This is a genomic window from Streptomyces sp. ISL-43 (assembly GCF_018614195.1).
GTDB lineage: Bacteria > Actinomycetota > Actinomycetes > Streptomycetales > Streptomycetaceae > Streptomyces.
In genome coordinates this window covers 42,043-65,044 of record NZ_JAGGOT010000037.1, presented here as the reverse complement: position 1 = coordinate 65,044, position 23,002 = coordinate 42,043, and the positions used below count along the sequence as shown (strand labels likewise).

Sequence of the window (23,002 nt, the reverse complement as noted above, 5' to 3'; positions counted from 1 at the left end):
CCGGCCGATGCTTCGCACGCGAATCGGGCGATTGGTCGACCGCGGCCGCTCAGTGCGCCGTGACCTGGTCGGGTTCCCGGGCAGGTGCGGCCGGGCGGTGCCGTGGGTGGTCGCCCGTGGGGGGCCCGGGGCGGACCGGCCACCAGACGGCCCGGCCGAGGAGCGCGGCAAGGGCGGGGACGAGCACCAGCGAGAGGACGAGCGCGGAGAGCATGATGCCGAGCGTCATTGCGAAGGCGACCTGCTCGCTTCCCGGGGTCGTGGCGAGCGTGGCGAAGGAGCCGGCCAGCACCAGCCCGGCGGTCGCGATGGCCGGTGTCGTGTGCCGCACCGCGCGGGCCACGGCGGCGCGGGCAGGGCCCGGTCGCTGCATCTCCTCGCGGATCCGGTCGGCGATCAGGATGTTGTAGTCGGTGCCCAGTGCCACGACGAACAGGAACAGCACCAGGGGAAGGGTGAAGTTGACGCCCGGCTTGCCGAGGGCGTGCTGGAAGAGCAGCGTGGTGGCGCCGAGGGTGGCGGCGAAACCGAGCCCGACGGAGAGCAACAGGATCACCGGTGCGAGCAGGCTCCGCAGGAGCAGAAGAAGGATCAGCGCGATCAGCGCGGCCGCGACCGGGAACACGATCTTCAGGTCGTGGTCGACAGCGGTGGCGATGTCGGCGAAGATCGCCGACGTCCCGCCCACGTGCGCCGTCGTCCCGGCGGGGGAGTTCTGGGCGACGGCGGCCCGGACCGGCCCCGAGGCCAGGTCGCGAGCCTGCTGGCTCTGCGGGTCGGCGGTCAGGAACAGGTCGATCCGGGCGGCACGATGGTCCTCGTTCAGAATGGTCTGCCCCACCTGGCCCACGCCTTCGACCTGGGTGAGTGCATGGGAGAGGCCGCCCAGCCGGTCGACGGTGAGGGTGCCGCCGTCCGTAGCGGTGACGAAGACGCTCGTCGGGTCCGACACTCCGGCCGGCAGTGCGCGCGAGATCTCGGCCGCGGTGGCCGCGGCGGGGGTCGGGTCACCGGAGTCGCCCCGGCCGTAGTCCATGCGCATGCCCGTCAACCCGGCGGCCAGCGCGGCGAGCAGGGCGACGGAGGCCATCAGCATCGTCAGCGGTCGTCGTGTGACCAGCGCGCCGAAGCGGGCGGCACGGCCTTCGCGCGGCTCGCGGCGCAAGGACCGGGAAGGCCAGAACATCTTGCGCCCGGCGGCCGCGAGCAGCGCCGGCATCAGGGTGAGGCTGCCGAGCAGCATCACGAGGACCGCGACGGCGATCGAGGGGCCCAGTGAGCGGAACTGCCCGAAGGTCGCCAGGCCCAGCGTGGCGAACGCGGCGACGATGGTCAGCGCCGCCGAGGTGATCGCCGCGCCCACCCGGCCGGAGACCTGCTCGGCCGCCTCGCGGGCGGGCTGCTCGGGCCGGCTGCGCAACTGCTCGCGGAAGCGGAACAGCAGGAACAGCAGGTAGTCGATGCCGATGCCGAGCAGGACCACCTGGATCAGCGCCGGGGTGCCCGCGTCGAGCTTGCGCCCGGTGAGCAGCGCGGCGCCCGCCACGGCTCCCCCCGCCACGCCGCCGATCATGGCGACCGCGAACAGTGGCAGCAGGGCCGCGGCCACGCTGCGGAACACCAGCACGTTGAGCAGGACGATCAACCCCATGACGAGCGCGCCCCCGACCTTCGCGGCGGTCTCGTTGGCATCGGTGGTGTCGACGGTGTCGGCGAGTGCCCCGGTGAAGCCGGTGCGCATCCCCGCCTCCGAGAACTGCGTCGTGGCGGCGTCCCGGAAGGTCCGGTAGACGCCCTGGACCCCCCTGTCCGAAGGATTGCCGGTCAGCTGGACGGAGAGCAGTTCGAAGCTCCGGTCGGGCGCCGTCATCGCCGGGGCGATCCGGGGCGTCTGGGAGCGGTCCGGGACCATGAACTGCGGCATGTCGTCTTCGCGAGGCATGACCACCCTGCGCTCGCCGAGCTTCGCGGCCTCGGCCTCGACCCGCTTCTGGTCGGCGGCGCTCAGGGCCTTGCCGTCGGTGCGGGCGACCAGCACCGTCACGGTGACGGCGTCGGGGTTCACCCCGAACTGCTCCTGGGCGATCCGCAGCGCGGCGGCCGAGTCGTAGCTGCGGGGCAGGAAGTCCCCGGTCTGGTGCTGGGTGACGCGGGAGATCAGTACGGGGGCCAGGGCGCTCAGCGCGACACCCAGCAGCACCCAGAGGGTGATGACCTTCCAAGGGTGTCGGGTGGAGTATCTGGTCAGGGCGCGGATCACGATGTCCTCCGGCGGACGGACTTGAATGCGGACGTCTGCCGGGGGCTCCCGGCCGGTCTCCAGACCATCACTCCGAGGGGTCGGCAGTCGTCGGGGCAGCGGATGATCCACACCGGGGCCCTGGGTCCCTCCCCGGCCCGCGACCAGGAGCCTGGTCCTGGTCCCGGTCCTGGTCGCGGGCCTGGTCCTGGCTCGTCCGGGGCCCGCTCCCGGTCCCGCGCCGGGCCCCGCGCCCGGGACAGGGCCGCGAACCGAGGCCGCCGGTGCTGCCGCTGCCGCTGCGGCTGCCGTGCCGACTGCTGTGCAACCCTTTCCCGGGGGCCGGGAGGCCGGACGAAGGGGAGAACAGACATGCTGAGGAGCCGACACATCGGGCCCGGTGATGGCCGGGAGTCGCTGCACACGGCCGGTGCCGAGCCGCCGTGGACCCGTAACGACGCGCTCGTGACCGGCGGGGCCTGCGCGATGAACCTGCTCAGCTACGCGCTCTTCCACGACCCGGCTGGGCAACACGACGTGAGCGTGGCCGGGTTCCTCCTCGTCGCGCTGGCGGCCATGCCGCTGCTCGCCCGGCGCAGCCACCCGGTGGCGGCGTTCGCCGCCGTACTGGTACTCGACGTGACGGCCGCCGTGACCGTACCGCTGCCCAGCCACTTCGGTGCCGTCCTGGTGGTCTCCCTGTACTCGGTCGCCAGGGCCCGCCCCGGCCGGGTGACGGCGGTCGCCGCCGTCGCGACGGTGTTCCTGATGCTGCTGAGCCAGAGCATCGGCCGGATGCCGACCTGGCAGGAGGCCATGGGACCACCCTTGTCCACCCTGATCGTCGTCGGCGGCGCCATGGCGGTCAACCGCTGGCAGCGGGAGGTGGCGGCCAACCGCAGACTCCTTGCCGACCGTGCGGTGGCCGACGAACGCCGCCGCATCGCGAGGGAGCTGCACGACATCGTGGCCCACCACATCACCACCATGCAGCTGATGGCCGGCGGAGCCCGGGCCAACATCACCCGACCGGAAGTGGTCCGGGACGCCCTGGTCACCCTGGAGGCCCCGGGCGGCTCGCGCTGCGCGAGATGCGCCAGCTCCTCGACGTGCTGCGGGCCGGCGACGAACCGGAGGCCGCGCCGCCGCTGCCCCAGCCCGGCGCCGACGACCTCGACCGCCTGGTGGCCGAGTCCCGCCTTGCCGGACTGCCGACCGAGTTCAGCGTCCGCGGGCCGCGGCGTCCGCTGCCGCCGACCGTCGGCCTCACGGTATTCAGGATCGCCCAGGAGGCCCTCACCAACGCCCGCAAATACGCGGGGCCCGCCCACGCCTCCGTACAACTGACGTACCACCGGGAGCGGATCACCATCGAGGTGCGGGACGACGGCGGGGGCACACCGCCGCAGGAGGGGCCGGCGGCGGTGGGCTCGGGCGGTTACGGCCTCGTCGGCATGCGCGAGCGCGTCGCCCTGCACGGCGGCACCCTCACCGTCGGCCCGCAGGCCGACGGGGGGTTCGCCGTGGTGGCCGACCTGCCGCTGACCGCGGACGAGGCGGCCGAGGCGGCCGTCCAGCACGAGGGAGCACACCGATGACCGGGCCCGGGCCGACGCGGCCGAGGATCAGGGTGCTGATCGTGGACGACCAGCCGCTGGTACGGCGCGGCCTGTCGCTGATCCTCTCCCCGGACCCGGCCTTGGAAGTGGTGGGAGAAGCGGAGAACGGCGCGCAGGCCGTCACCCTCGCCCGCGAACTGCGCCCGGACGTCGTGGTGATGGACATTCGGATGCCCGTCATGGACGGGGTCGCCGCGACCGGGGAACTCGCCGCCACCGTGCCCGACTGCCGGGTCCTTGCACTCAGTACCTTCGACCTCGACGAGTACGTCGTGGGCGCCCTGCGCGCCGGAGCCTACGGGTTCCTGCCCAAGGACAGCTCTCCGGAGGACCTGAGCGCGGCGATCCGCACCGTCCACGCGGGCGAGGCAGCCGTCGCCCCGCGCCTGCTCACCCGGCTGATCTCCACCTACGTACGGGCACCCCACGGTCCGAGGCCGGCCGCCACCGGCCCGGGTGAACTCACCCCCCGCGAGGTCGAGGTGTGGCACCTGATGGCCACGGGCCTCGACAACACCGAGATCTCCCGCGCCCTGGACATCAGCCTCTCGACGGTCAAGAACTACATCACCAGCATCTTCGACAAGCTCTCCGTACGCGACCGCGCCCAGGCAGTCATCGCGGCCTACGAATCGGGCCTGGTCACCGCCCGCGCACCGGCCGGGAACCCGCCCGGCGACGGGCACACCGGAACAAGATCCCCTCGCCTCGCACCCGGATAGTCACGGCACGAGACGAGACACCGTGCCGTGCGGGTCGGGAGCGGCGCGCGCCGCCTACGGTGGGGCGTATGAGGCTGCTGCTGACCTCCGACACGCAGGTACCCGCCCGCGCCAAGCGCCTGCCGGAAGCTCTGCTGGCAGCCGTCGACGCGGCCGACGCGGTGATCCACGCCGGCGACTGGACCGACGAGGCCACACTCGACCTCCTGGAGTCGAGGTCCCGCCTCCTGATCGGCGTGTACGGCAACATCGACGGGCCCGCGATGCGCCGCAGGCTGCCCGAGGTCGCCCGCGCCGAACTCGGCGGCCTGCGCTTCGCGGTCGTCCACGAGACCGGCCCGGCCGCCGGGCGCGAACGGCGCTGCGCCGCGCGCTTCCCCGATGTGGACGTCCTGGTGTTCGGCCACAGCCACATCCCGTGGGACTCCACGGCCCCGGGCGGGCTGCGCCTGCTCAACCCCGGATCGCCGACCGATCGCCGACGGCAGCCCCACCACACGTTCCTGACCCTCACCCTCGTGGACGGCGACCTGCGCCACACCACCCTCCGCCGCCTGCCCGGGAAGGCGTGAACCGACCGCATGCAGCGAAGGGCCGACCACGGCCGGCCCTTCGCCGGGCACCTGGTCCGGTCCCTGTGGGGTGCTCCCGGGTCCGGGAGCACCCTCGGGGTCACGGGCAGCCGGGGCCCGTGCCGGGGTTGGTGCAGATGTCGGTGCCGGGGCCGCCGTTGTTGGTGTTCGTGCCCGGGCCTCCGTCGAGGGAGTCGTTGCCGACCTCGCCGAACAGGGAGTCGTCGCCGTCTCCGCCCGTCACGGTGTCGTTGCCCGGGTCGCCGTGGAGGATGTCGTTGCCCACGTCGCCCGCGATCTGGTCGTTGCCGGGGCCGCCGGTGATCGAATCCGCGCCGGGACCGCCGCAGATGAGGTCGTTACCGGCGGCGCCGCTGACGGTGTCGTCGCCGCCGTGGGCCAGGATGACGTCGCGAGCGGGCGTGCCGGTGATCTGATCGTCGCCGGGGGTGCCGGTGATCGTCGGCTGCTCGCCGAAGCACGTGGTCGCCACGACTGTGGTGCTCTCCGACGCGAGGTCGTTCGCCGGGACCGGGTCCGAGACGGCGCCGGCTACCGCCGCACTGTCGGTGAGGGTCCCCTCGGTCGTGGCCGTCGTGGTGATGGTCCGCGCGTCGCTGCTCCCGGCGGTGAGCGTACCGATGTCACATGTCACGACGTCCGGAGTGGAACCGGCCGCGGTGCATCCGGCGGACGCCGAGACGAACTGGAGTCCGGCGGGCAGGGTGTCCTTGAGGACGACCCCTTCGGCGGTCTGCGGGCCGTTGTTGGTCGCGGTGAGCGTGTACGTCACGCTCTGCCCCACATCGACGGGGTCGGAACCCGCGTCGGACTTCGTGACGCCGAGGTCGGCATCGGTCAGGTCGAGACGCCCGATGAAGTTCGCGGTCTCGGCGAACCAGATGTCGTTGTCCGGACCCTTGGTGATGCCCCACGGGCCGCGCTCCGAGGAGGGCAGGGGGAACTCGGCGATCACACCGGACGTGCTGATCCGCCCGATCTTCCCGCTGTTGCGTTCGGTGAACCACAGGCTGTCGTCCGGCCCGGCGGTGATGTCCTGGGGCTGGGGCGCGGGGCCGTTCGACGGTACGTCGTACTGGGTGATCACGCCGGACGGGGTGATCCGGCCGATCCGGTTGCCGCCGAACACGGTGAACCAGAGGTTCCCGTCGGGGCCGGTGGTGATGTCGGTGGGGCCGCCGCCGTCGGGGACCGGGAACTCGGTGACGACGCCGGACGGGGTGATGCGGCCGATGAGGTTGGCGCCGATTTCGGTGAACCACAGGTTCCCGTCCGGCCCGGTGGTGATGTAGGACGGCTGGCCGGAGCCGGCGGGCAGAGGGTACTCGGTGAGGGTGCCGGTGGTGGTGATGCGGGCGATCCGGTTGCCGTTCTGCTCGGTGAACCACATGGCCCCATCCGGGCCGGCGGTGATGCCGGTGGGCTCGACGAACTGGTCGGGGAGGGGGTATTCGGTGACCGTGCCGTTCGTGTCGATCTTCCCGACCCGGGAGTCGAAGTGCTGCATGGTGAACCAGACGTTCCCGTCCGGGCCGGCGGTGATGTCGTGCGGGGTGCTGAACTCGCCGGGCAGGGGGTACTCGGCGATGAGGGTGCCCGTCGGGCTCATCCGGCCGATCTTGTTGCCGACCGCCTCGGTGAACCACAGGTTGCCGTCCGGCCCGGTGGTGATGCCGACCGGCGTGCTCGCGGAAGTTGGGAACGGGGTATTCGAAGATGCCGACGGCCGCCTGGGCCGCCGGGGCTCCGGCGGCCAGGGGCAGAGCGGCAGCCATCAGGGTGCCGGCGAGGAGCGCCGTCAGACGGCGTCCCCAACGGGACTTCGGACGCGGAGGCATCTCGGGTCCCGGCGCGCTGCGGGTGGTGGTGGGCATGAGGCGAGCACCTTTCGGTCGCGGTGGAACGCGCCAGTCCTACCAAGCCCCCAACGTTTCTTTAGATGCGGCGGCACCCGGGGCGCGCCGGAGGACCACTCACCTTCCACCCGATCGGAGCATGCGCCGCCGAATCGGCGCGAGAGCGGGGGAGCGGTATCGCTCACGCCGCCGATGCCCCCAACGAGCCCCACGGCCGTGGGTGGACGTGTCCATGGCGCCATGATGCTTGCTATGGCGCCACGATGGTGCCATGATTGCGCTATGGACCTCACTCCCTACGTTGACAACCTCCGGCACGAACTCGGCGTCGCCGCCGCAGCCGGTGGAGACGAAGCCCGCGCCCTGGCCGAGCGGCTCACCGCCCAGTTGGAGTCGGCCGCCCGGCTCACCCTGCTGAACGCCCTGTCCGACGCGATGGACGAAGTCACCCGCGACCTGGCCCCAGGCTCGGTCGACGTGCGACTGCGTGGGCTCGACCCCGAGTTCGTGGTCACGCCCCCGCCCGCCCCGGACGCCTTCGGAGATGGCTACGTCCCGGCACCGCCGCCGGCGCCCGCGTCGTCGGCCCCGCTGGACATCGAGGATGGCGCCACCTCGCGCATCAACTTCCGCCCGCCGGCCCAGCTCAAGGTCCGGGTCGAAGAGGCCGCGAACCGCGAAGGGCTCTCGGTCAACGCCTGGCTGGTGCGGGCCGTCGCCGCCGCCCTGGAACCGACGGCGAACCGCGGTACGGGCGGCTCGGGCCGGGCGCCCGCAGCCGGGCAGGGATTCACCGGCCGAACGCCCGCAGCCGGGCAAGGATTCACGGGCTGGGTGCGCTAGCCCACCCGGCACCACTCACACACTCCCCACCAAGCAGCCAACAGCCAACAGCCAACAGCCAAAGGACGGCTCAGTCATGCCTACTTTCGACACCCCCGAGCCCCTCTCCGCCACCCTTGAATTCGATTTCGGGCGGATCCGGATCATCGCGGGCAAGCGCACCGACACCGTGGTCGAGGTGACACCGAGCGACCCCGGCAACAAGCAGGACGTACAGGCTGCCGAGGACACCAAGGTCACCTGCACGGGCGGGGAGCTCGTGGTCAAGGGCCCGAAGAAGCGCTCCCCCTTCGGCAAGATCGGCTCGGTCGACGTGACCGTCGAGCTGCCCGCGGGATCGGACCTGAACGGCAGCACGGGGCTCGGTGACTTCATCGGCGAGGGGCGGTTCGGGAACTGCCGCCTGACGACGGCTGCCGGCGACATCCAGCTGGAAGAGGCCGGGGCCGTACGGCTGAAGACCACGCACGGGGACGTCCTCGTGGACCGTGTGACGGGCGAGGTCGAGATCCACGGGTCGGGGCGGGTGCGGGTCGGCCGGGCCGACGGCGCGGCCACCATCAAGAACCTCAACGGCGAGACCGTGCTCGGGGAGATCCGCGGGGAGCTGAAGGTGAGGTCGTCCAACGGGCCCATCAGTGTCCTGCACGCGGACTCCTCCGTCACGGCCAAGTCCGCGAGCGGCTCCATTCGGCTCGCCTCGGTGGTGCGCGGGCGGATCACCCTGGACACCGCGGCAGGGGGGCTGGAGATCGGGATCGCCGAGGGGTCTGCTGCCTGGCTGGATGTGCGGTCCACCGCGGGGCGTGTGCGTAATGAGCTCGGGGCGGCTGAGGGGCCCCAGGAGTCCGAGGAGACGGTCGAGGTTCGGGGCCGGACCAGCGCCGGCGACATCGTGATCCGCCGGGCCTGAGCCGCTCACCGGCCCAAGAGGGCCTGAGTCGCGCACCGGCCCAAGAGGATCCCAGCTGCTCGCCGACCCAAGAGGACCCGAGCCGCTCACCGCCCCCCAAGGATCTGCCCCGTCCGCGGCGTGAGCACCAGGGTGAGGCCGCCCCCGGCTGTCCTGCGCGCTCGGCGTCCCGCCCGTCGACTCCGTGAAGCCGCGGGCCACCGCCAAGCCGAACCGATGCCCACCCCGCGTGGGGCGTCGACGTAACTGACCGCCGCGAGCGGCGCCGTACGGATCCGGCGCTGCCCTTCGCGAGGCCGGATCTCCGACTCGGCCCGCAGCCGCGCCACCTTCCGGGTGCGCCGCGCCGTCGCCGATGCGGAGGCGCGGCCGTGGGATGCCATGCCGAGGCGCGAGAGGCCGCGGAGAAGTCCCGCCCGGAGTCGGCGGAGGCTTCCGCCCGCACGACGCCGCCGGTCCAGCGCCCCCCTTTCCCGCACCGCTCGTGCACCCAGTCAGGCACCACTCACGCGCCGCCATGGCGCCATGTCGTGCTGCGCGGATGCCGAATCACCAACCACTCAAGCGACCGCACGACCGACCCGACGGGAGTCCCACCGTGGCTACGTTCCTTTCCAAACTGGGCCGCCTCGCCTTCAGGCGCCGGGGGGTGACGCTGCTGCTCTGGCTGCTGATATTCGGCGGCATGGGCTTCGCCGCCTCCTCCGCCCCGGCGCCGCCCGCCGACACGTTCTCGATGCCGGGCACCGAGTCGCAGGAGGCCTTCGACCTGCTCACGGAGAAGTTCCCGGACGCGAGGGCCGACGGCGCCGGCGCCCGGGTCGTCGTCCGGGCCCCCGGGGGCCAGAAGATCACCGCCCCTGAGCAGCGGGCCGAAGTCGAACGCCTCGTCGCCGAGTTGGGCAAGTCCTCCCCGCAAGTGGTGGGCGCCACCGACCCCTACAAGACCCCCGAGGTCAGCATCAGCAAGGACGGTACGACCGCCTACACGGTGGTGACGTACAACGTCCCCGCGATGGAGGTCAGCGACCCGGCGCACGACGCCCTGGACGCGGCCATCGCGAAGGCCGGCAAGGCGGGTCTGACCGTCGAGGCCGGCGGTGACGCCGTGAAGATCGACCAGGCGATGGGCGGTACCGGCGAGCAGATCGGCATCCTGGTCTCCGCGGTCGTCCTCGTCCTGACCTTCGGCTCGATGATCGCGGCCGGAATGCCGCTCATCACCGCGCTGATCGGGGTCGGCATCGGCATCTCGGGCATCACGGCGCTCGGCTCCGCCCTCGGCCTGTCCGGCACGACCTCGACCCTCGCGATGATGATCGGCCTCGCGGTCGGCATCGACTACGCCCTGTTCATCGTGTCCCGCTTCCGCGCCGAGCGCGCCGAGGGGCGCACCCCCGACGAGGCCGCGGGCCGGGCCGTCGGCACCGCGGGTTCGGCGGTCGTCTTCGCGGGTCTGACGGTCATCGTGGCCCTCGCCGGACTGGCCGTCGTCAACATCCCGATGCTCACCAAGATGGGCCTCGCCGCGGCCGGCACCGTCGCGGTCTCCGTGCTCGTCGCGATCACCCTGGTCCCCGCACTGCTCGGCTTCGCGCCGGTCAAGGTGATGGCCCGCAAGGGGCGCCTGCGGTACGCCGTCAAGCCGCTGTCGGAGCGGGGGCAGCGCAAGGCCGCCAAGCGCGCGGCCAAGCTCGCCAAGAAGGCCAAGCCCAACCTCGGCTCCCGCTGGGCGAGTTACGTCCTCCGTCACCCCGTGGCCGTCCTGCTCATCGGCGTGGTCGGCCTCGGCACGGTCGCCGTACCGGCCGCGAGCCTCGAGCTGGGGCTGCCCGGCGAGGGCTCGATGTCGACGGAGACTACCCAGCGCAAGGCGTACGACATGCTCTCGGAGTCCTTCGGGCCCGGGTTCAACGGACCCCTGATGATCACCGTGCAGGCCGCGGACGCCAAGAAGGCGGCCGACGCCGCGGGCGTGGCCTTCGGCCGGAACCCCGGCGTGGCCTCGGTCTCCCCGGCCACCGCCAACCAGGCCGGCGACACCGCGATCATCAACGTCATCCCGGAGACCGGCCCGACCGAGAAGAGGACCGAGGAGCTCGTCCGCGACCTGCGCGCCACGGCAGGCGGTCTGGAGGGCAGCACCGCGTCCACGATCCGCGTCACCGGCCAGACGGCGATGTTCATCGACTTCTCGCGGACCCTGAATGACGCGCTCCTGCCCTACCTGGGCCTGGTCGTCGGCCTCGCCTTCCTCCTCCTCATGGTGGTCTTCCGCTCCATCCTGGTCCCGCTCAAGGCGGCCCTCGGATTCCTGCTCTCGGTGGCGGCGGCCCTCGGTGCCGTGGTGGCCGTCTTCCAGTGGGGCTGGCTCGCGGACGTCCTGGGCATCGAGCAGACCGGCCCGATCATGAGCACGATGCCGATCTTCATGATCGGAGTGGTCTTCGGCCTCGCGATGGACTACGAGGTCTTCCTGGTCAGCAGGATGCGTGAGTCGTACGTCCACGGAGCACGCCCGGCCGAAGCGGTCGTCGACGGCTTCCGCCACGGCGGCCGGGTCGTCGCCGCGGCCGCGGTGATCATGATGAGCGTCTTCTCCGGCTTCATCGTGGAGGACAACGACTTCATCAAGGTGATCGGCTTCGCCCTCGCGATCGCCGTCTTCTTCGACGCCTTCGTCGTCCGCATGGCGATCGTGCCCGCGCTCTTCGCCCTGCTCGGCAAGTCCGCCTGGTGGCTGCCGAAGTGGCTGGACCGGATCCTGCCCCGGGTGGACGTCGAGGGCGAGAAGCTCGGCCGGCCTGCGCAGTCCGCACCGTACTCGCGGCGGGAACGCCCCCTCGTCGGCTGAGTGGCTCCGCGAGATGGCGCCACGATGGCGCCCCTGTGCCGGATTCTGGCTGTCGCGGGGGCGCCTTTGCGTGAGGGGAATCCATAGAGGTCAGGTGGGACACCGCCTGACGCCCCACTGCGGACAGAAAGAATGGCGCCATAGCGGCTCGCTGTGGCGCCATGGATGTGCCATCATGGTGATGCAGGCGCGATGCGGAACGAGTGTCTTGCGCCAGGCATGCGCCATCCCTGCGCCACGGCCGGCCCACCGGCCGCCCCAGCCGTCCCCGGACTCCCGAAGAGAAGGGCCCGCCCACCATGAACCCCGCGACCACGGCAACGACGACAGCGGCCACCGCCCCGCGCTCGGCCGCGATCTCCGCGATCGGCCTGCGCAAGTCGTACGGCGACAAGGTGGTGCTCGACGGCATCGATCTGCGGATCCCCGAGGGCACGGTCTTCGCCCTGCTCGGACCCAACGGTGCCGGCAAGACCACCACCGTGGAAATCCTGTCCACGCTGATCACCGCCGACGAGGGCGAGGCGCGGATCGCGGGTCACGACGTGACCGCCGACGGCGACTCGGTACGCCGCCAGATCGGCGTCACCGGACAGTTCGCGGCCGTCGACGGACTGCTCACCGCCGAGGAGAACCTGCTCCTCATGGCCGACCTGCACCACCTGGGCAAGCACGAGGGCCGCCGCCGTGCCGCCGAGCTCCTGGAACGGTTCGAACTGGCCGAGGCGGCCCGCAAGAACGTCGCCACCTTCTCCGGCGGTATGCGCCGCAAGCTCGACCTGGCCATGACCCTGGTCGGCAGCCCGCGGATCATCTTCCTCGACGAGCCGACCACCGGCCTCGACCCGCGCAGCCGCCGCGTCATGTGGGAGCTCATCCGGGGCCTGGTCAAGGACCAGGGCGTGACCATCTTCCTCACCACGCAGTACCTGGAAGAGGCCGACCAACTCGCCGATCGCATCGGGGTCTTGGACCACGGCAAGCTGGTCGCCGAGGGTACTGCCGACGAGCTGAAGCGCAGGATCCCCGGCGGCCATGTCCGCCTCCAGTTCGCCGACGAGACCCACCTCGCCACGGCGGCCGACCTCTTCGGAGTCGCCACCCGCGACGACGAGTCGCTCACCCTGCAGATCCCCAGCGACGGCACCCTCACCAATCTCCGCGCCATCCTCGACGTCCTCGACAGCACCGGGGTACAGGCCGAGTCGCTCACCGTGCACACCCCCGACCTCGACGACGTCTTCCTCACCCTCACCGGCCGGCAGAACGCCCCCGCCACCACCTCCGCCGCTTCGCAGAAGGAGTCGAACCGATGAGCACCGTCACCGCGACCCCCGCCAAGTCCGCCACGCCGGCCCGCTCGTACGCCTTGCGCGACTCGATGACGATGCTGCGCCGCAACCTCAAGCACGTGCAGCGCTACCCCTCGATGACGATCTCGATGGTCGTGATGCCGCTCCTGATGCTGCTGCTCTTCGTGTACGTCTTCGGCGGCGCGCTCGGCACCGGTATCGGGGCGGGCGCCGGCCGCGGCGACTACACCAACTACCTGGTGCCCGGCATCATCCTGATGACCGCGACGTCCGGGGCCGTCTCCACGGCCGTGTCCGTCTGCACCGACATGACGGAAGGCATCGTCAACCGCTTCCGTACGATGTCGATCTCGCGAGGATCCATCCTCACCGGCCATGTGCTCGGCAGCGTCATCCAGGTCGCGGCGATCCTCGCCCTGGTCACCGGAGTCTCCTTCGCGGTGGGCTTCAGGCCCAACGCCTCGCCCATCGAGTGGATCGCCGCCCTCGGCCTGCTGCTCTTCCTGGCCTTCGGTCTGAGCTGGCTGTCCGCCGCCATGGGCATGGGCGCCAAGACCGTCGAGGCCGCGTCCAACGGCCCGTTGCCGCTGACCCTCCTGCCCTTCCTCGGCAGCGCGGTCGTCACCCCGGACTCCATGCCGACCGTTCTGCGCTGGTTCGCCGAGTACCAGCCCTTCACCCCGATCAACGAGACCCTGCGCGGCCTGCTGCTCGGCACCCCGATCGGCAACGACGGCTGGATCGCCCTGGCCTGGTGCACGGTGCTCGCCCTGCTCGGCTACCTGTGGTCGCGCGCCGTCTTCAACCGTGAGGTCATGCGTTGAGCCCAGCGCGGCAAGCAGGCGAAGGGGCGGCCCCCGGATTCCACCCGGAGCCGCCCCTTTTGCTCCGCCCGCGTCCACGCCGGCCGCTCCGCACTGGTGAAGCCGACAGCGGTACCAGCTCCCAGCGGGGTGCGGAACAGGCGCACCTCCACGTGGGCGGTTCCCGACCGGGCCGGCACGTACAAAGGCCGTGCCGGGACCCGTTCTTGTCCCGGCGCTCGCGCAATGCCGTGGACGGGGAGCGTCTGCTCCTCGAAGACATCGACGGCTCGATCTCGAACGGCATGGGGGTCGCACGGTCATCGGGGTGTCAGTGCGCGTACCGCAGGGTCTTCTGGCACCCACGGCCGCCGCGATCCGGTACGACGCCGCGGCCGGTGCGCCGGTCCTGTGGGTGCTACTCGCCTTCCAGTGCCGCCACCAGCTGCGGCAGGTTGCCGCCGGCCACGATGAGGGCAAGGTGGTCATGGTAGTCCCGGCTGCTGACGATCAGGCCGTCGCGGACCCGCAGCACCTGGATGTTGGCGGCCTCGAAAGTCCGCCCGGTCAACCGGTGATGCACCCGGTAGTCGAACTCGGCGACGACCACCTCTGCGTCGTCGGTCTCCCGGACGACCACGTTCGCCGGGGTCAGCTCCACGGGCGAACTCGCGGAGACGTGAGCGAACCGATCCCTGAGTGCGGCCCGCCCCTCGACCCGGCGCGGACCGACCGGCTCGAAGACGGTCTCCACCACGGCGTCCTCGGCATAGAGCTCGGCAAGCTCCGTGAACCGTCCGGCGCTGATGCCGTCGATCAACTTCTGGAAGACCTCGCGTGGTGACAGCGATTCAGGCATGCCAAACCTCCGGTGGGATCCATGGCTAGAATCGGACTGGAAACTCCGTTTTCACGATACGGACTGGATAGTCCGGTTGTCCAGAGTGGTTCTGCCGTCGACGGCGAAGGGTGGAAGAGGGATGGGTGACGCTCAGGAGCGCCCGCTGCGGGCTGACGCGGCCCGCAATCGGGCCAGGCTGCTGGATGTCGCCACGGAGGTGTTCACCACCCGCGGCGTCAGCGTGCCGACGGAGGAGATCGCCCGGGCGGCAGGGGTCGGAGTCGGCACGCTCTTCAGGCACTTCCCGACCAAGGAGGCCCTGCTGGAGGCGGTGATGGTGCGCAGACTGGAGGAAATGGCAGCCCAGACCGCGCGGCTGGCCGCCGAGGCCGGGCCTGCCGAAGCCTTTTTCGCCTGCTTCCGCCTGGTGGTGGAACAGTCCGAGGGGAAGAACGAGTTCGCTCAGGCTCTCGCTGCGGCAGGGGTGGACGTGCATGCGTCCCTGCGGGAGCCGACCATGGAGATCCAGGCTCGGCTGGCCGACCTGCTGGACGGGGCGCAGCGGGCTGGGGCGGTCCGCCCGGAGCTGGGCCTCCCGGAGTTCATCGCCCTCCTGACCGGTACCGGCAGGGCGATGGAGCAGCTCGGAGCGGATCCCGCGCCCCGGGAGCGGATCTTCCAGGTCGTCTTCGACGGACTGCGGCCCCGCTGACCGAAGGCGCACCCCCCCCGCAGGAGTTCCCGGGGGACTGCGAGGGAGACAGCCGTCGCGAGCACGGGCGACACGCGATCAGGCTGCGGTGGCCTCCTCCGCGGGTTCGATCAGGTCGCCGTTCGCGCACCCGGCGCCGGAGCGGTCCAACGCGACGACCGCCTTCATCGCGGCCCACTCGGTCACTCGGTGCCGTACTCGGGCCGCACCTTCAGCGGCCATCAGGGGAGCCGGTCACGACCCCGTGTGTGACAGGTGTGCGGGTGGCGCAGCCGCCCGGCGGTGCTTGATGTTGACGGCCGAAGCCTTGGCCAGTGCCGCGGGGTTCAGGAATCGCAGCGGACCGATCAGGCGGGATGCGAACAGATGCATGTGCCGCGCCGCCGATTCATCGCGGGCTGCCGCCGAGAACATCAGCCGCTCGATGGGATTGAACGGACGGGCCTTGGCGAAGTCGGCGGCCAGGTACTGGTGACCGCGCAGCCGGCGCCGGTGTTTGCGCGCGTACACCACGAGCGACCTATCGAGGTCGCCGCGACCGGTTGCGGCCGAGGAGACCGCCTCTGCCAACCATTGCGCGGACTGCAGGGCCCACCCGCATCCCACTCCCCACAGGGGGTCGCCGGTCAGGGCGGCGTCGCCGATGAGCGCGACGCCCGGTGCGGTCGGCTTCCGGCTGTGAAGCGGGTAGTCGACAGTTCCGGTGATCTTCGTGACGCGCTCGGCGGAGTCGATGGGCGGTGCCTCGGGCAGGGCGCGGACGAATGCGAGGAAGCTGCCCTCCAGGTCTTCCCGGAAGGCCGGCAGCCGCTTCTTGTCCGGGAGCACGGCGACGACCGTCACCCCGTCGTCGTTGGGAAACGCGTACGCCAGGTCGGGTTCGAGGAACCAGGCGTGACTGATCCCGTCGGGCAGCGGAAGGTTGCGGAAGTGCGCGAGATAGCCGAACCGCGTGTTCTCGTACAGCCGAGCAGGCATCCCGGCGAATTTCGCTACGGCCGAGTCCTTGCCATCGGCGCCGACCACCAGGCGGGCCCGGATCTCGCGCTCGCCCTGTGGTGTCGAGGCCCGCACCCCCAAGGTTCGCCCGGCTTCCCGGACCAGCCCGGTCACCTGGTGACCGAGGAGCAGATCGACGCCAGGGGTCTCCGCCGCACGGGACCTGATCAACGGGTCCAGGGTGCTGCGCCGGACGTTGTACGCGTACGGTAGCTCGGGGCCCGTCGGCGCGGCCCTCGGCTCGATCCATCCCCAGCGGGTGTACCAGCGGGCGTGGTTGCGGACGGCTCCCGCCTTCTCGAGAGCGGGGATGAGGCCGAGTTCGTCCAGCACCGGGTAGGCGTTGGCCGTGAGGGAGTGGGTGCAAAGCACCTTGTACGCTTCCGGGTCCGAGCGGCGTTCCAGCAGTGCGACGCGGACGCCGCGTCGAGCGAGCAAGATCGCCGCGGCGCTGCCGGCGAGGCCGGCTCCGCTGATGACGACGTCGTAGTCGTATCCCGCGCTCTCAGGCTTGGTCATGCGCTGATGGCTCCCTTCGGGGTGTGTTGCCGTTCGTGGGAGTGGTGCGGTGCCCCTGCTGTCAGGCACATGACCAACTGTATGAGGTGTGGACCGGATTGACGTGTGATCAGGCTGCGGTGGTCTCCTCCGTGCGTTCGATCAGAACGCCGCTCTCGGACCTCGCGCCGGAGCGGACCAGCGCGACCGGGCGGGCCTTGGTGATCTCCCTCCGGCCTTCCTGGGTGGACCCGACCGGCCCCTCGGCCGGGGCCCTCCACAGCCCGATCGCCCCCGCCGCCGACGACCAGCACGGTTTCCCGCGCCCCTGGGGCCAGTGTTACCTGAGGGCTTCGAAGGAGGCGACGAGATCGGTGGGGGAGGGGAGTGCGGTGATGTCGGCCTGGGTGGCGGCGGCGGCCTTGTGGAGGTCGTCGTCGGTGAGGAGGCGGCTGAGCAGGTCCGCGTCCACACTGTCGCCACGCGCGCGGAGGGCGAAGCCCAGACCCGTGGCGGCATCGACGTTGATGAAGTGGTCGGCGCCCTGCGGAAGGATCAGCTGGGGGACGCCCCGGGAGGCGGCGGTGAGCATGGTGCCGGCGCCGCCGTGGTGCACGATCGCGTCGGCGTTGTCCAGCAGTTGGGCCAGCGGCACCCAGGGCAGGGGGCGGACATTGGCGGGAAGGGTACCGAGCGGGCTCAGGTCGGTGTCGCCGACGGCGAGCAGGAACTCGGCATCGACGGACGCGGCCTCGGCGATCACCCGGCTGACCGGGTCGACGCCCGCGAACGCGGTCACCACCGTGCCGAGGGTGACGGCGATCCGCGGCCGGGAACCACGGGCTATGAGATCGCGGGGGACCGTGCCGCCGCCGTTGTACGGCACGTAGCGGACCCGCCAGCCGGTGCCGTCCCCGCCGAGGGAGGCGGGTACGACGTCGAGGACGGTGTGGGTGGCCGGGCCCTCGACCTCTCGGGCCCGGTAGTCGTCCGCCAGGAGGTCGGCGAGCATGCCGACCATGCTGAAGCCGGACATCACGCCGAAGTTGTGCACTACGGCGGGTATGCCGAGTGCCGCCGAGACCAGTGGTGCGGCGGCCTGGAAGGCGGCGTGGACGATGAGGTCCGGCCGCCAGGCGGTGGCGACCGCGAGCAGGTCGTCGATCGTGACCCGGCTGTGTTCCGCGAAACCGGCCGCGGCCAGCCGCTGAGTGTCCTCGAGGGTGTTTCCGTCTGTGATGAACTGCGGATCGGTGCCGTCCGAGGCGCGCCGGAAGGCCTCCATCAGCGTCGAGCCGTCGCCGATCTCGACGATGGGCAGGCCGGCCTGCCGCATCTGGTCGAGCGGGGCCGAACCGGCGAACAGCACCTGGTGCCCGGCGGCCTGGAGTGCCTGCGCGGTCGGCACCATCGGGAACAGGTGGCCTGCCGCAGCGGGGCCGGTGAACAGGATGCGCACGGTGTACTCCTTGGGTGGAACTCCCTGATTGCCCTGACAGAACATCGAACGCATTTCGCGCCGCGTCAGTTTCCGTGAGGTGAACGAATTTCGGCCAATCCTGGTGGGAGCCCGAATTCAAAGGGACCTACGGCTGCGAACTGGCCCCCTCGTCAGGAATTCGTTCAAGAAATTGAGACGAGTCGTTCGAGGCTCTCGACACCCTGGTCCAGTCGAAGGGGCGAGGGTCTTCGTTCCAGCTCCTGATCCAGCCTCGGAACGGCGCCGTCAAAGGCCCGACGCGCTACGTCGGGCGCCGAGCCGGCTTCGGAGTCGAGGCGATCGCGGTCGGGTGGACCAGCAGACCGGCCGGCCTGCCGGCCACCGACATGCGGACGAGAGCGGGGGCTTTCACCCGGTCGGGCCAAGCGAAGGCTGCCGGCTGCCGCGAATGGCCCAGCATCGGGGCACCAGACAGGCCGCTGGTCGGATGAGATGCCTATCGTCACAGTCAGACACATCGGTTCCCGAAGCGTGTGGAGACGTCATGTCCCATCGAGTCCGCTGGCTGGCGGGCGCCTGCCTGAGTACGGTCGCTGTCGGCCTGCTCGCCACCGGCGGCGCCCTCGCCACGTCGCCGCAAGAGGCTTCCGGCAGTGGCGCCGGGACCAGGTCCGAGGTCGCGGTGGGCGCCTATCTCCACTACGGCTCGCCCGGCGTCGAGCGGATGCGGGAACTCTCGCGCTGGCTCGGGGGTACGGAGCTGCGTGCCGGGCACACCTACCTGCCTGGCGATACCTGGTCGAACATCGAGGGGGAACCCGATTCCTTGCGCAGCTGGGCACGGTGGCGCAAGGCGAGAGCCGATCGGCTGTTCGTCCTGAACGTGCCCATGCTGGAGCGCAACGAGGCCGGGGTCCCCGACGGCCGGGTCGCCGAACTGATCCGCTCCGGCGCGCGGGGTGAGTACGACCACCACTTCCAGCGGCTGGCCGAGCGTCTGGTCACCCTCGGGGTGCCGGACACGGTGATCGTGCTCGGCTGGGAGATGAACGGCTTCAACTACACCCACCGGTGCCGGCCCGACCCCGAGAACTGGAAGAGGTACTGGCGGCGCATCGTGGCCGCCATGCGCTCTGTGGAGGGCCAGCGGTTCCGATTCGACTTCGCCCCCAACCGCGGCGGTGACGCGATCGCCTGGACCAGGTGCTACCCCGGCGACGACGTGGTCGACATCATCGGCATGGACTCCTACGACCAGCCGCCCGGCACCAGCTTCGACGAGCAGGTCAACCAGCCCCACGGACTCCAGCAGCAGGTCGACTTCGCGAAGGCGCACGGCAAGCGGATCTCGTACCCCGAGTGGGGGCTGTTCCGCAACGGCGACAACCCCGAGTACATGCGGGACATGCTGGCATGGATCGCCGAGCACAAGCCGCTCTACCACAGCATCACCGACTACTGCCCGCACGGCGTGTGGCAGTGCAGCCAGAACCCGCGCTCCGCACGGGTGTTCCGGGAGTTCCTGTCCACCAACCGGGGCCGCGGCGGGCCTTCCGCCTTTGTGCGTTAGCGGTGTGGTGGCAGCGGCCGGTGTGCGGCGCCGTACGGTGCGGGCGGGGCGTCGGTTCTCGTCGTACATGCCGAACAGGTCGACGATCAGGTCGGTCGGCCGCCGGCCCCGGTTCCAGACGTCGACGACATCGGTGCTGCCGGTGCTCGCCTGAACCGGGTTCGCGACGGTGGCGTCCTTCGCCCAGTTCAGGACGGACGAGTCCGGCGGGTGCCCGCTGCCACCGGCCTCACCCGGATGCGGAGCCCGGTATTCCTCGTGGAGAGCTGCTCATACGGTTCGATGTGTCTCATGAGGAGCCGTCCTCCGCTTCGTCCCGTGCGAGTCGGAGCCAACCTGCTCCAGCATCGCCTGGAGCCGGCAGCGGGAGTTCTGTATGACCGTGCATCACGTGCCTCGGCCGCAACGCCTGGGCTGGTCCGGCCGCCCGGCATTTCGGAGGGTCCTCACGGTGGGCCTCACTGCGGCGGCATTGCTCACGTTGGGGTTCCCCGCGGCCGCCGCCGGCCCGGTGAAGGCCACGTGCTTCGGCCGTCCGGCGACCGTCACGGGTTCGGGGACGATCAATGGGACACCGGGGGATGACGTCATCGTCGGCTCCTCGGGCGCCGACAGGGTCGATGGCAGGGGCGGCAACGACCGCATCTGCGGGCGCGCCGGTGAGGATCGCCTGCTCGGTGGACTCGGCGACGACCAGATCGACGGCGGGCCGGGCAACGACATCATCCGTGGTGATCTCAGGGCCGACAGCGGCAACGTCGTGGGCGGTGGCAGTGATCGTTTGTTCGGGGGTGATGACGACGACAACCTCGTGGGTGACTCGAGCACTGATGGGGGGAGTGCCACGGGCGGAGGGAAGGACGAGGTCTTCGGCGGCAACGGCAACGACGGCCTGTACGGCGACAGCGTCAGCTTTGCGGGCGGCGACGCCGGCGGCGGTGGCGACGACCGCATGGAAGGCGGAGGCGGCGACGACCATCTCACCGGTGATTCGATGGCAATCGAAGGATCCGCTACGGGCGCCGGTGACGATGTCCTCCTCGGGGGCCCGGGAATCGAATTCATCGTCGGCGACAGCGAGGCCGCCCACCACGCGGAGGGAAGCGGTGGGAACGACCTGATCGGCCTGGGTCCCGACGGCGGTTTCGGCGCAGTCGGGGACCACAACATCATCGACCCTGCAGGGGGGAGCGCCACCGGAGCCGGTAACGACAGGATCATCGGCGGTAGCGCGGACGAAGTCCTCATCGGTGACAGCGCCGTCGTCGATGCCGCCGCCACGGCCGCCGGCCACGATCGGATCGAAGGCCATGGGGGCAACGACACGCTCTTCGGCGACAACACCGACTTCGATGCCACCGAGACCGTCGGCGCCGCGGGTGGGCAGGACCGGCTCAAAGGCGGCCGCGGCAACGACACGCTCCGGGCAGGCCCGGCCAACGACCACCTCGACGGCGGCCCGCAAACCGACGACTGCGACGGCGAGGCAGGCAACGGTGACACCGCCGTACGGTGCGAGACGGTCAACCGCATCCCCTAGTGCTGCGACCGGGGGAGTGGCTGCTGCTGCGCTCTGGTCACGCGCCCGCACCTGCATGACGAGGGCCGCGGGCCCGGCGGCCGTCCGGGCCATCTGCCCGCGCCGGCTCCCGCCCCGGACTGCTCCCGGTGGCTGGCCACCGTATTGAGCTGGGGGTTTCCCCCGGGGCAAGTCGGCGGAGTACCCCAGCGCGGCACGCTTCGCCCCGGGTCGTGATCGTTTCACCCCAGTGGAACACGGACCGAGGAGCGACCGGCATGAACGCGCACAAGCAGGCCATCGGCCGACGGAGACTGCTCGCCGCGACGGCCGGGCTCGCGGCCACCGCCCTGTTGGCCCCGGCAGCCTCCGCCGCACCCACCACCACGGAGACGAACGGCCGGCCGGCCGCCGCGCTCCGCGCGCTGGAGCGCGCCGCCCACCCGCTGCGGTCGACGGAACCCGGCGGCCGCACTACCGACCTGCGGGCGCTGGCAGCCATGATGGGCGACGCCAAGGTGGTCGGACTGGGAGAGGCCACCCACGGCTCGCACGAGTTCTTCGCCATGAAGGAACGCGTATTCCGACATCTCGTCGAGGAGAAAGGTTTCACCACCTTCGCACTGGAGATGAGCTGGACCGCCGGCCTGCGGATCGACGAGTACCTCCAGGGCGGCGCCGGCGACGCCCGGCAGATCGCCGTAGAGACACTGACCGGATCCCCGTGGGAGCGCGAGGAGTTCGTCAGCCTCATCGCCTGGATGCGCCGGTACAACGACCGGCACCCCGGCCGGAAGGTCCACTTCATGGGCAACGACGTCGGAGCGCCGAAGCTCGGTGACGCCGCCTTCGACCGGGTCGCCTCCCACGTCCGGGCGACCCACCCCAGGACCTCGCGCGCCTCGAAGGCCTGTATGCGGGCCTGCGCCCCCTCGACGACGTCTTCGCCTATCTGCGCGAGCCCCTCACCGAACGACGCCACAACGCCACCATCGCGCAGCAGGCACTCGACCTGGTCACCGCGAACAAGGGCACCGGCGGTGACGCCTATGAATGGGCCGAACAACACGCCCGCAACATCGCCCGGACCTTCGCCTTCGCCTCCCTCGACCTGTCCGATCCGGAGTCAGTGTCCGCCGCGGAGCACCTTCGCGACCGGGTCATGGCCGACAACACCGCCTGGTGGCACCGCCGCACCGGCGACAAGATGCTGCTGTCGGCGCACAACGGCCACGTGGGCTATCTGGCCACCGACCCCGTGATGTACCCCACGACGCAAGGCGTCTTCCTGCGCAACGCCCTGGGCCGGGACTACGTCGCCATCGGCTTCACCTTCGACCGGGGATCATTCCTCACCGCGGCCACCTTCGGCGGGGCCTGGGACAAGGTCACCGTCCCCGCGGCCACGCCCGACATGCAGGAGTACACCCTCGACCGGGTCCGCTACCGCGACTACTACCTCGACCTGCGGACGCTGCCGGCTGCGGGCCGGGCCTGGCTGAACACCCCTCGCCCCGTCTACGAAGCGGGCTCGTCCTTCAAGAACGACCCACTTCCCACCCTCGCGATCGGCCAGGCCTACGACATCCTCATCCACCTCGACCAGGTCCACGCGGCCACCAAACTCTGACCATCCGCACCACCCATCCGTGCGGAACCGGCTGCGG

Annotated in this window: 18 protein-coding genes and 1 pseudogene; 13 read left to right on the top strand and 6 right to left on the bottom strand. The window is 71.0% G+C overall.

What is annotated here, in order from left to right:
• Positions 1-49: 49 nt before the first annotated feature.
• Positions 50-2,260 carry an MMPL family transporter gene (locus tag J7F03_RS22280; protein WP_214952099.1) on the bottom strand — a complete coding sequence of 737 codons (2,211 nt, stop codon included), beginning with the start codon at positions 2,258-2,260 and terminating at the stop codon, positions 50-52.
• Between the two features lie 351 nt (positions 2,261-2,611).
• Here J7F03_RS22280 and J7F03_RS22275 point away from each other — a divergent pair, with 351 nt between their 5' ends.
• From J7F03_RS22275 to J7F03_RS22260, 4 genes are all read left to right on the top strand, one after another.
• The gene (locus tag J7F03_RS22275; protein WP_214952098.1) at positions 2,612-3,586 is read left to right on the top strand and encodes a histidine kinase; all 975 of its coding nucleotides are present in this window, start codon (positions 2,612-2,614) and stop codon (positions 3,584-3,586) included.
• Positions 3,487-3,837, top strand: a complete 351-nt coding sequence (locus tag J7F03_RS41195; protein ID WP_251072307.1) for a sensor histidine kinase — start codon at positions 3,487-3,489, stop codon at positions 3,835-3,837. Before J7F03_RS22275 ends, J7F03_RS41195 begins: the two co-directional genes overlap by 100 nt.
• On the top strand, positions 3,834-4,580 hold the full coding sequence (locus J7F03_RS22265) for a response regulator transcription factor (protein ID WP_214952097.1): 747 nt from the start codon (positions 3,834-3,836) through the stop codon (positions 4,578-4,580). Before J7F03_RS41195 ends, J7F03_RS22265 begins: the two co-directional genes overlap by 4 nt.
• Before the next feature lie 68 nt (positions 4,581-4,648).
• Positions 4,649-5,152, top strand: a complete 504-nt coding sequence (locus J7F03_RS22260) for a metallophosphoesterase (RefSeq protein WP_214952095.1) — start codon at positions 4,649-4,651, stop codon at positions 5,150-5,152.
• A gap of 100 nt (positions 5,153-5,252) precedes the next feature.
• Here the strand turns inward: J7F03_RS22260 and J7F03_RS22255 are convergent, their stop codons facing one another.
• Positions 5,253-6,782 carry an isopeptide-forming domain-containing fimbrial protein gene (locus J7F03_RS22255; protein WP_214952093.1) on the bottom strand — a complete coding sequence of 510 codons (1,530 nt, stop codon included), beginning with the start codon at positions 6,780-6,782 and terminating at the stop codon, positions 5,253-5,255.
• Positions 6,783-7,311: 529 nt separating this feature from the next.
• Between J7F03_RS22255 and J7F03_RS22250 the strand changes: the two genes are divergently transcribed.
• The 5 genes from J7F03_RS22250 (at position 7,312) to J7F03_RS22230 (ending at position 13,776) form a co-directional block, all read left to right on the top strand.
• Complete coding sequence (locus tag J7F03_RS22250; RefSeq protein ID WP_214952092.1) at positions 7,312-7,872, top strand: hypothetical protein; 561 nt, start codon at positions 7,312-7,314, stop codon at positions 7,870-7,872.
• A gap of 76 nt (positions 7,873-7,948) precedes the next feature.
• Positions 7,949-8,785, top strand: coding sequence for a DUF4097 family beta strand repeat-containing protein (locus tag J7F03_RS22245; RefSeq protein WP_214952090.1), 837 nt, complete (start codon positions 7,949-7,951; stop codon positions 8,783-8,785).
• A 598-nt stretch (positions 8,786-9,383) separates the two neighbouring features.
• Positions 9,384-11,639: an MMPL family transporter gene (locus J7F03_RS22240; protein ID WP_214952088.1), complete on the top strand. Its 2,256-nt coding sequence runs from the start codon at positions 9,384-9,386 to the stop codon at positions 11,637-11,639.
• Positions 11,640-11,938: 299 nt separating this feature from the next.
• Positions 11,939-12,955 (top strand): ATP-binding cassette domain-containing protein, encoded by a 1,017-nt coding sequence (locus J7F03_RS22235; RefSeq protein WP_214952085.1) that lies wholly within the window; start codon positions 11,939-11,941, stop codon positions 12,953-12,955.
• On the top strand, positions 12,952-13,776 hold the full coding sequence (locus J7F03_RS22230) for an ABC transporter permease (RefSeq protein ID WP_214952084.1): 825 nt from the start codon (positions 12,952-12,954) through the stop codon (positions 13,774-13,776). The genes J7F03_RS22235 and J7F03_RS22230 overlap by 4 nt, the downstream gene beginning before the upstream one ends.
• 397 nt (positions 13,777-14,173) lie before the next feature.
• Here J7F03_RS22230 and J7F03_RS22225 read toward each other — a convergent pair whose 3' ends face one another.
• Complete coding sequence (locus J7F03_RS22225) at positions 14,174-14,614, bottom strand: nuclear transport factor 2 family protein (RefSeq protein WP_214952082.1); 441 nt, start codon at positions 14,612-14,614, stop codon at positions 14,174-14,176.
• Positions 14,615-14,735: 121 nt separating this feature from the next.
• On the opposite strand from J7F03_RS22225, the gene J7F03_RS42035 reads away from it, so the two are divergent.
• A complete protein-coding gene (locus J7F03_RS42035) occupies positions 14,736-15,308 on the top strand; it encodes a TetR/AcrR family transcriptional regulator (protein WP_285440480.1) in 573 nt (190 codons plus the stop codon).
• Between the two features lie 78 nt (positions 15,309-15,386).
• On the opposite strand, the gene J7F03_RS22215 is transcribed toward J7F03_RS42035, so the two are convergent.
• From J7F03_RS22215 to J7F03_RS22205, 3 genes are all read right to left on the bottom strand, one after another.
• Entirely contained in the window at positions 15,387-15,530 is a 144-nt protein-coding gene (locus J7F03_RS22215; RefSeq protein WP_214952080.1) for a hypothetical protein, read from the bottom strand.
• 12 nt (positions 15,531-15,542) lie between these two features.
• Positions 15,543-16,826, bottom strand: coding sequence for an NAD(P)/FAD-dependent oxidoreductase (locus J7F03_RS22210; protein WP_214952079.1), 1,284 nt, complete (start codon positions 16,824-16,826; stop codon positions 15,543-15,545).
• A gap of 319 nt (positions 16,827-17,145) precedes the next feature.
• Positions 17,146-18,264, bottom strand: a complete 1,119-nt coding sequence (locus J7F03_RS22205) for a glycosyltransferase (protein WP_214952076.1) — start codon at positions 18,262-18,264, stop codon at positions 17,146-17,148.
• Positions 18,265-18,790: 526 nt separating this feature from the next.
• On the opposite strand from J7F03_RS22205, the gene J7F03_RS22200 reads away from it, so the two are divergent.
• The 3 genes and pseudogenes from J7F03_RS22200 to J7F03_RS42710 all read left to right on the top strand — a co-directional run bounded on the left by J7F03_RS22200 (position 18,791) and on the right by J7F03_RS42710 (position 22,965).
• Positions 18,791-19,816 (top strand): glycosyl hydrolase, encoded by a 1,026-nt coding sequence (locus J7F03_RS22200; RefSeq protein WP_214952074.1) that lies wholly within the window; start codon positions 18,791-18,793, stop codon positions 19,814-19,816.
• 376 nt (positions 19,817-20,192) lie between these two features.
• Positions 20,193-21,356 (top strand): calcium-binding protein, encoded by a 1,164-nt coding sequence (locus J7F03_RS22195; RefSeq protein ID WP_214952072.1) that lies wholly within the window; start codon positions 20,193-20,195, stop codon positions 21,354-21,356.
• Between the two features lie 257 nt (positions 21,357-21,613).
• Positions 21,614-22,965 (top strand): annotated as a pseudogene (locus J7F03_RS42710) (erythromycin esterase family protein).
• The last annotated feature ends 37 nt before the right edge of the window (positions 22,966-23,002 follow it).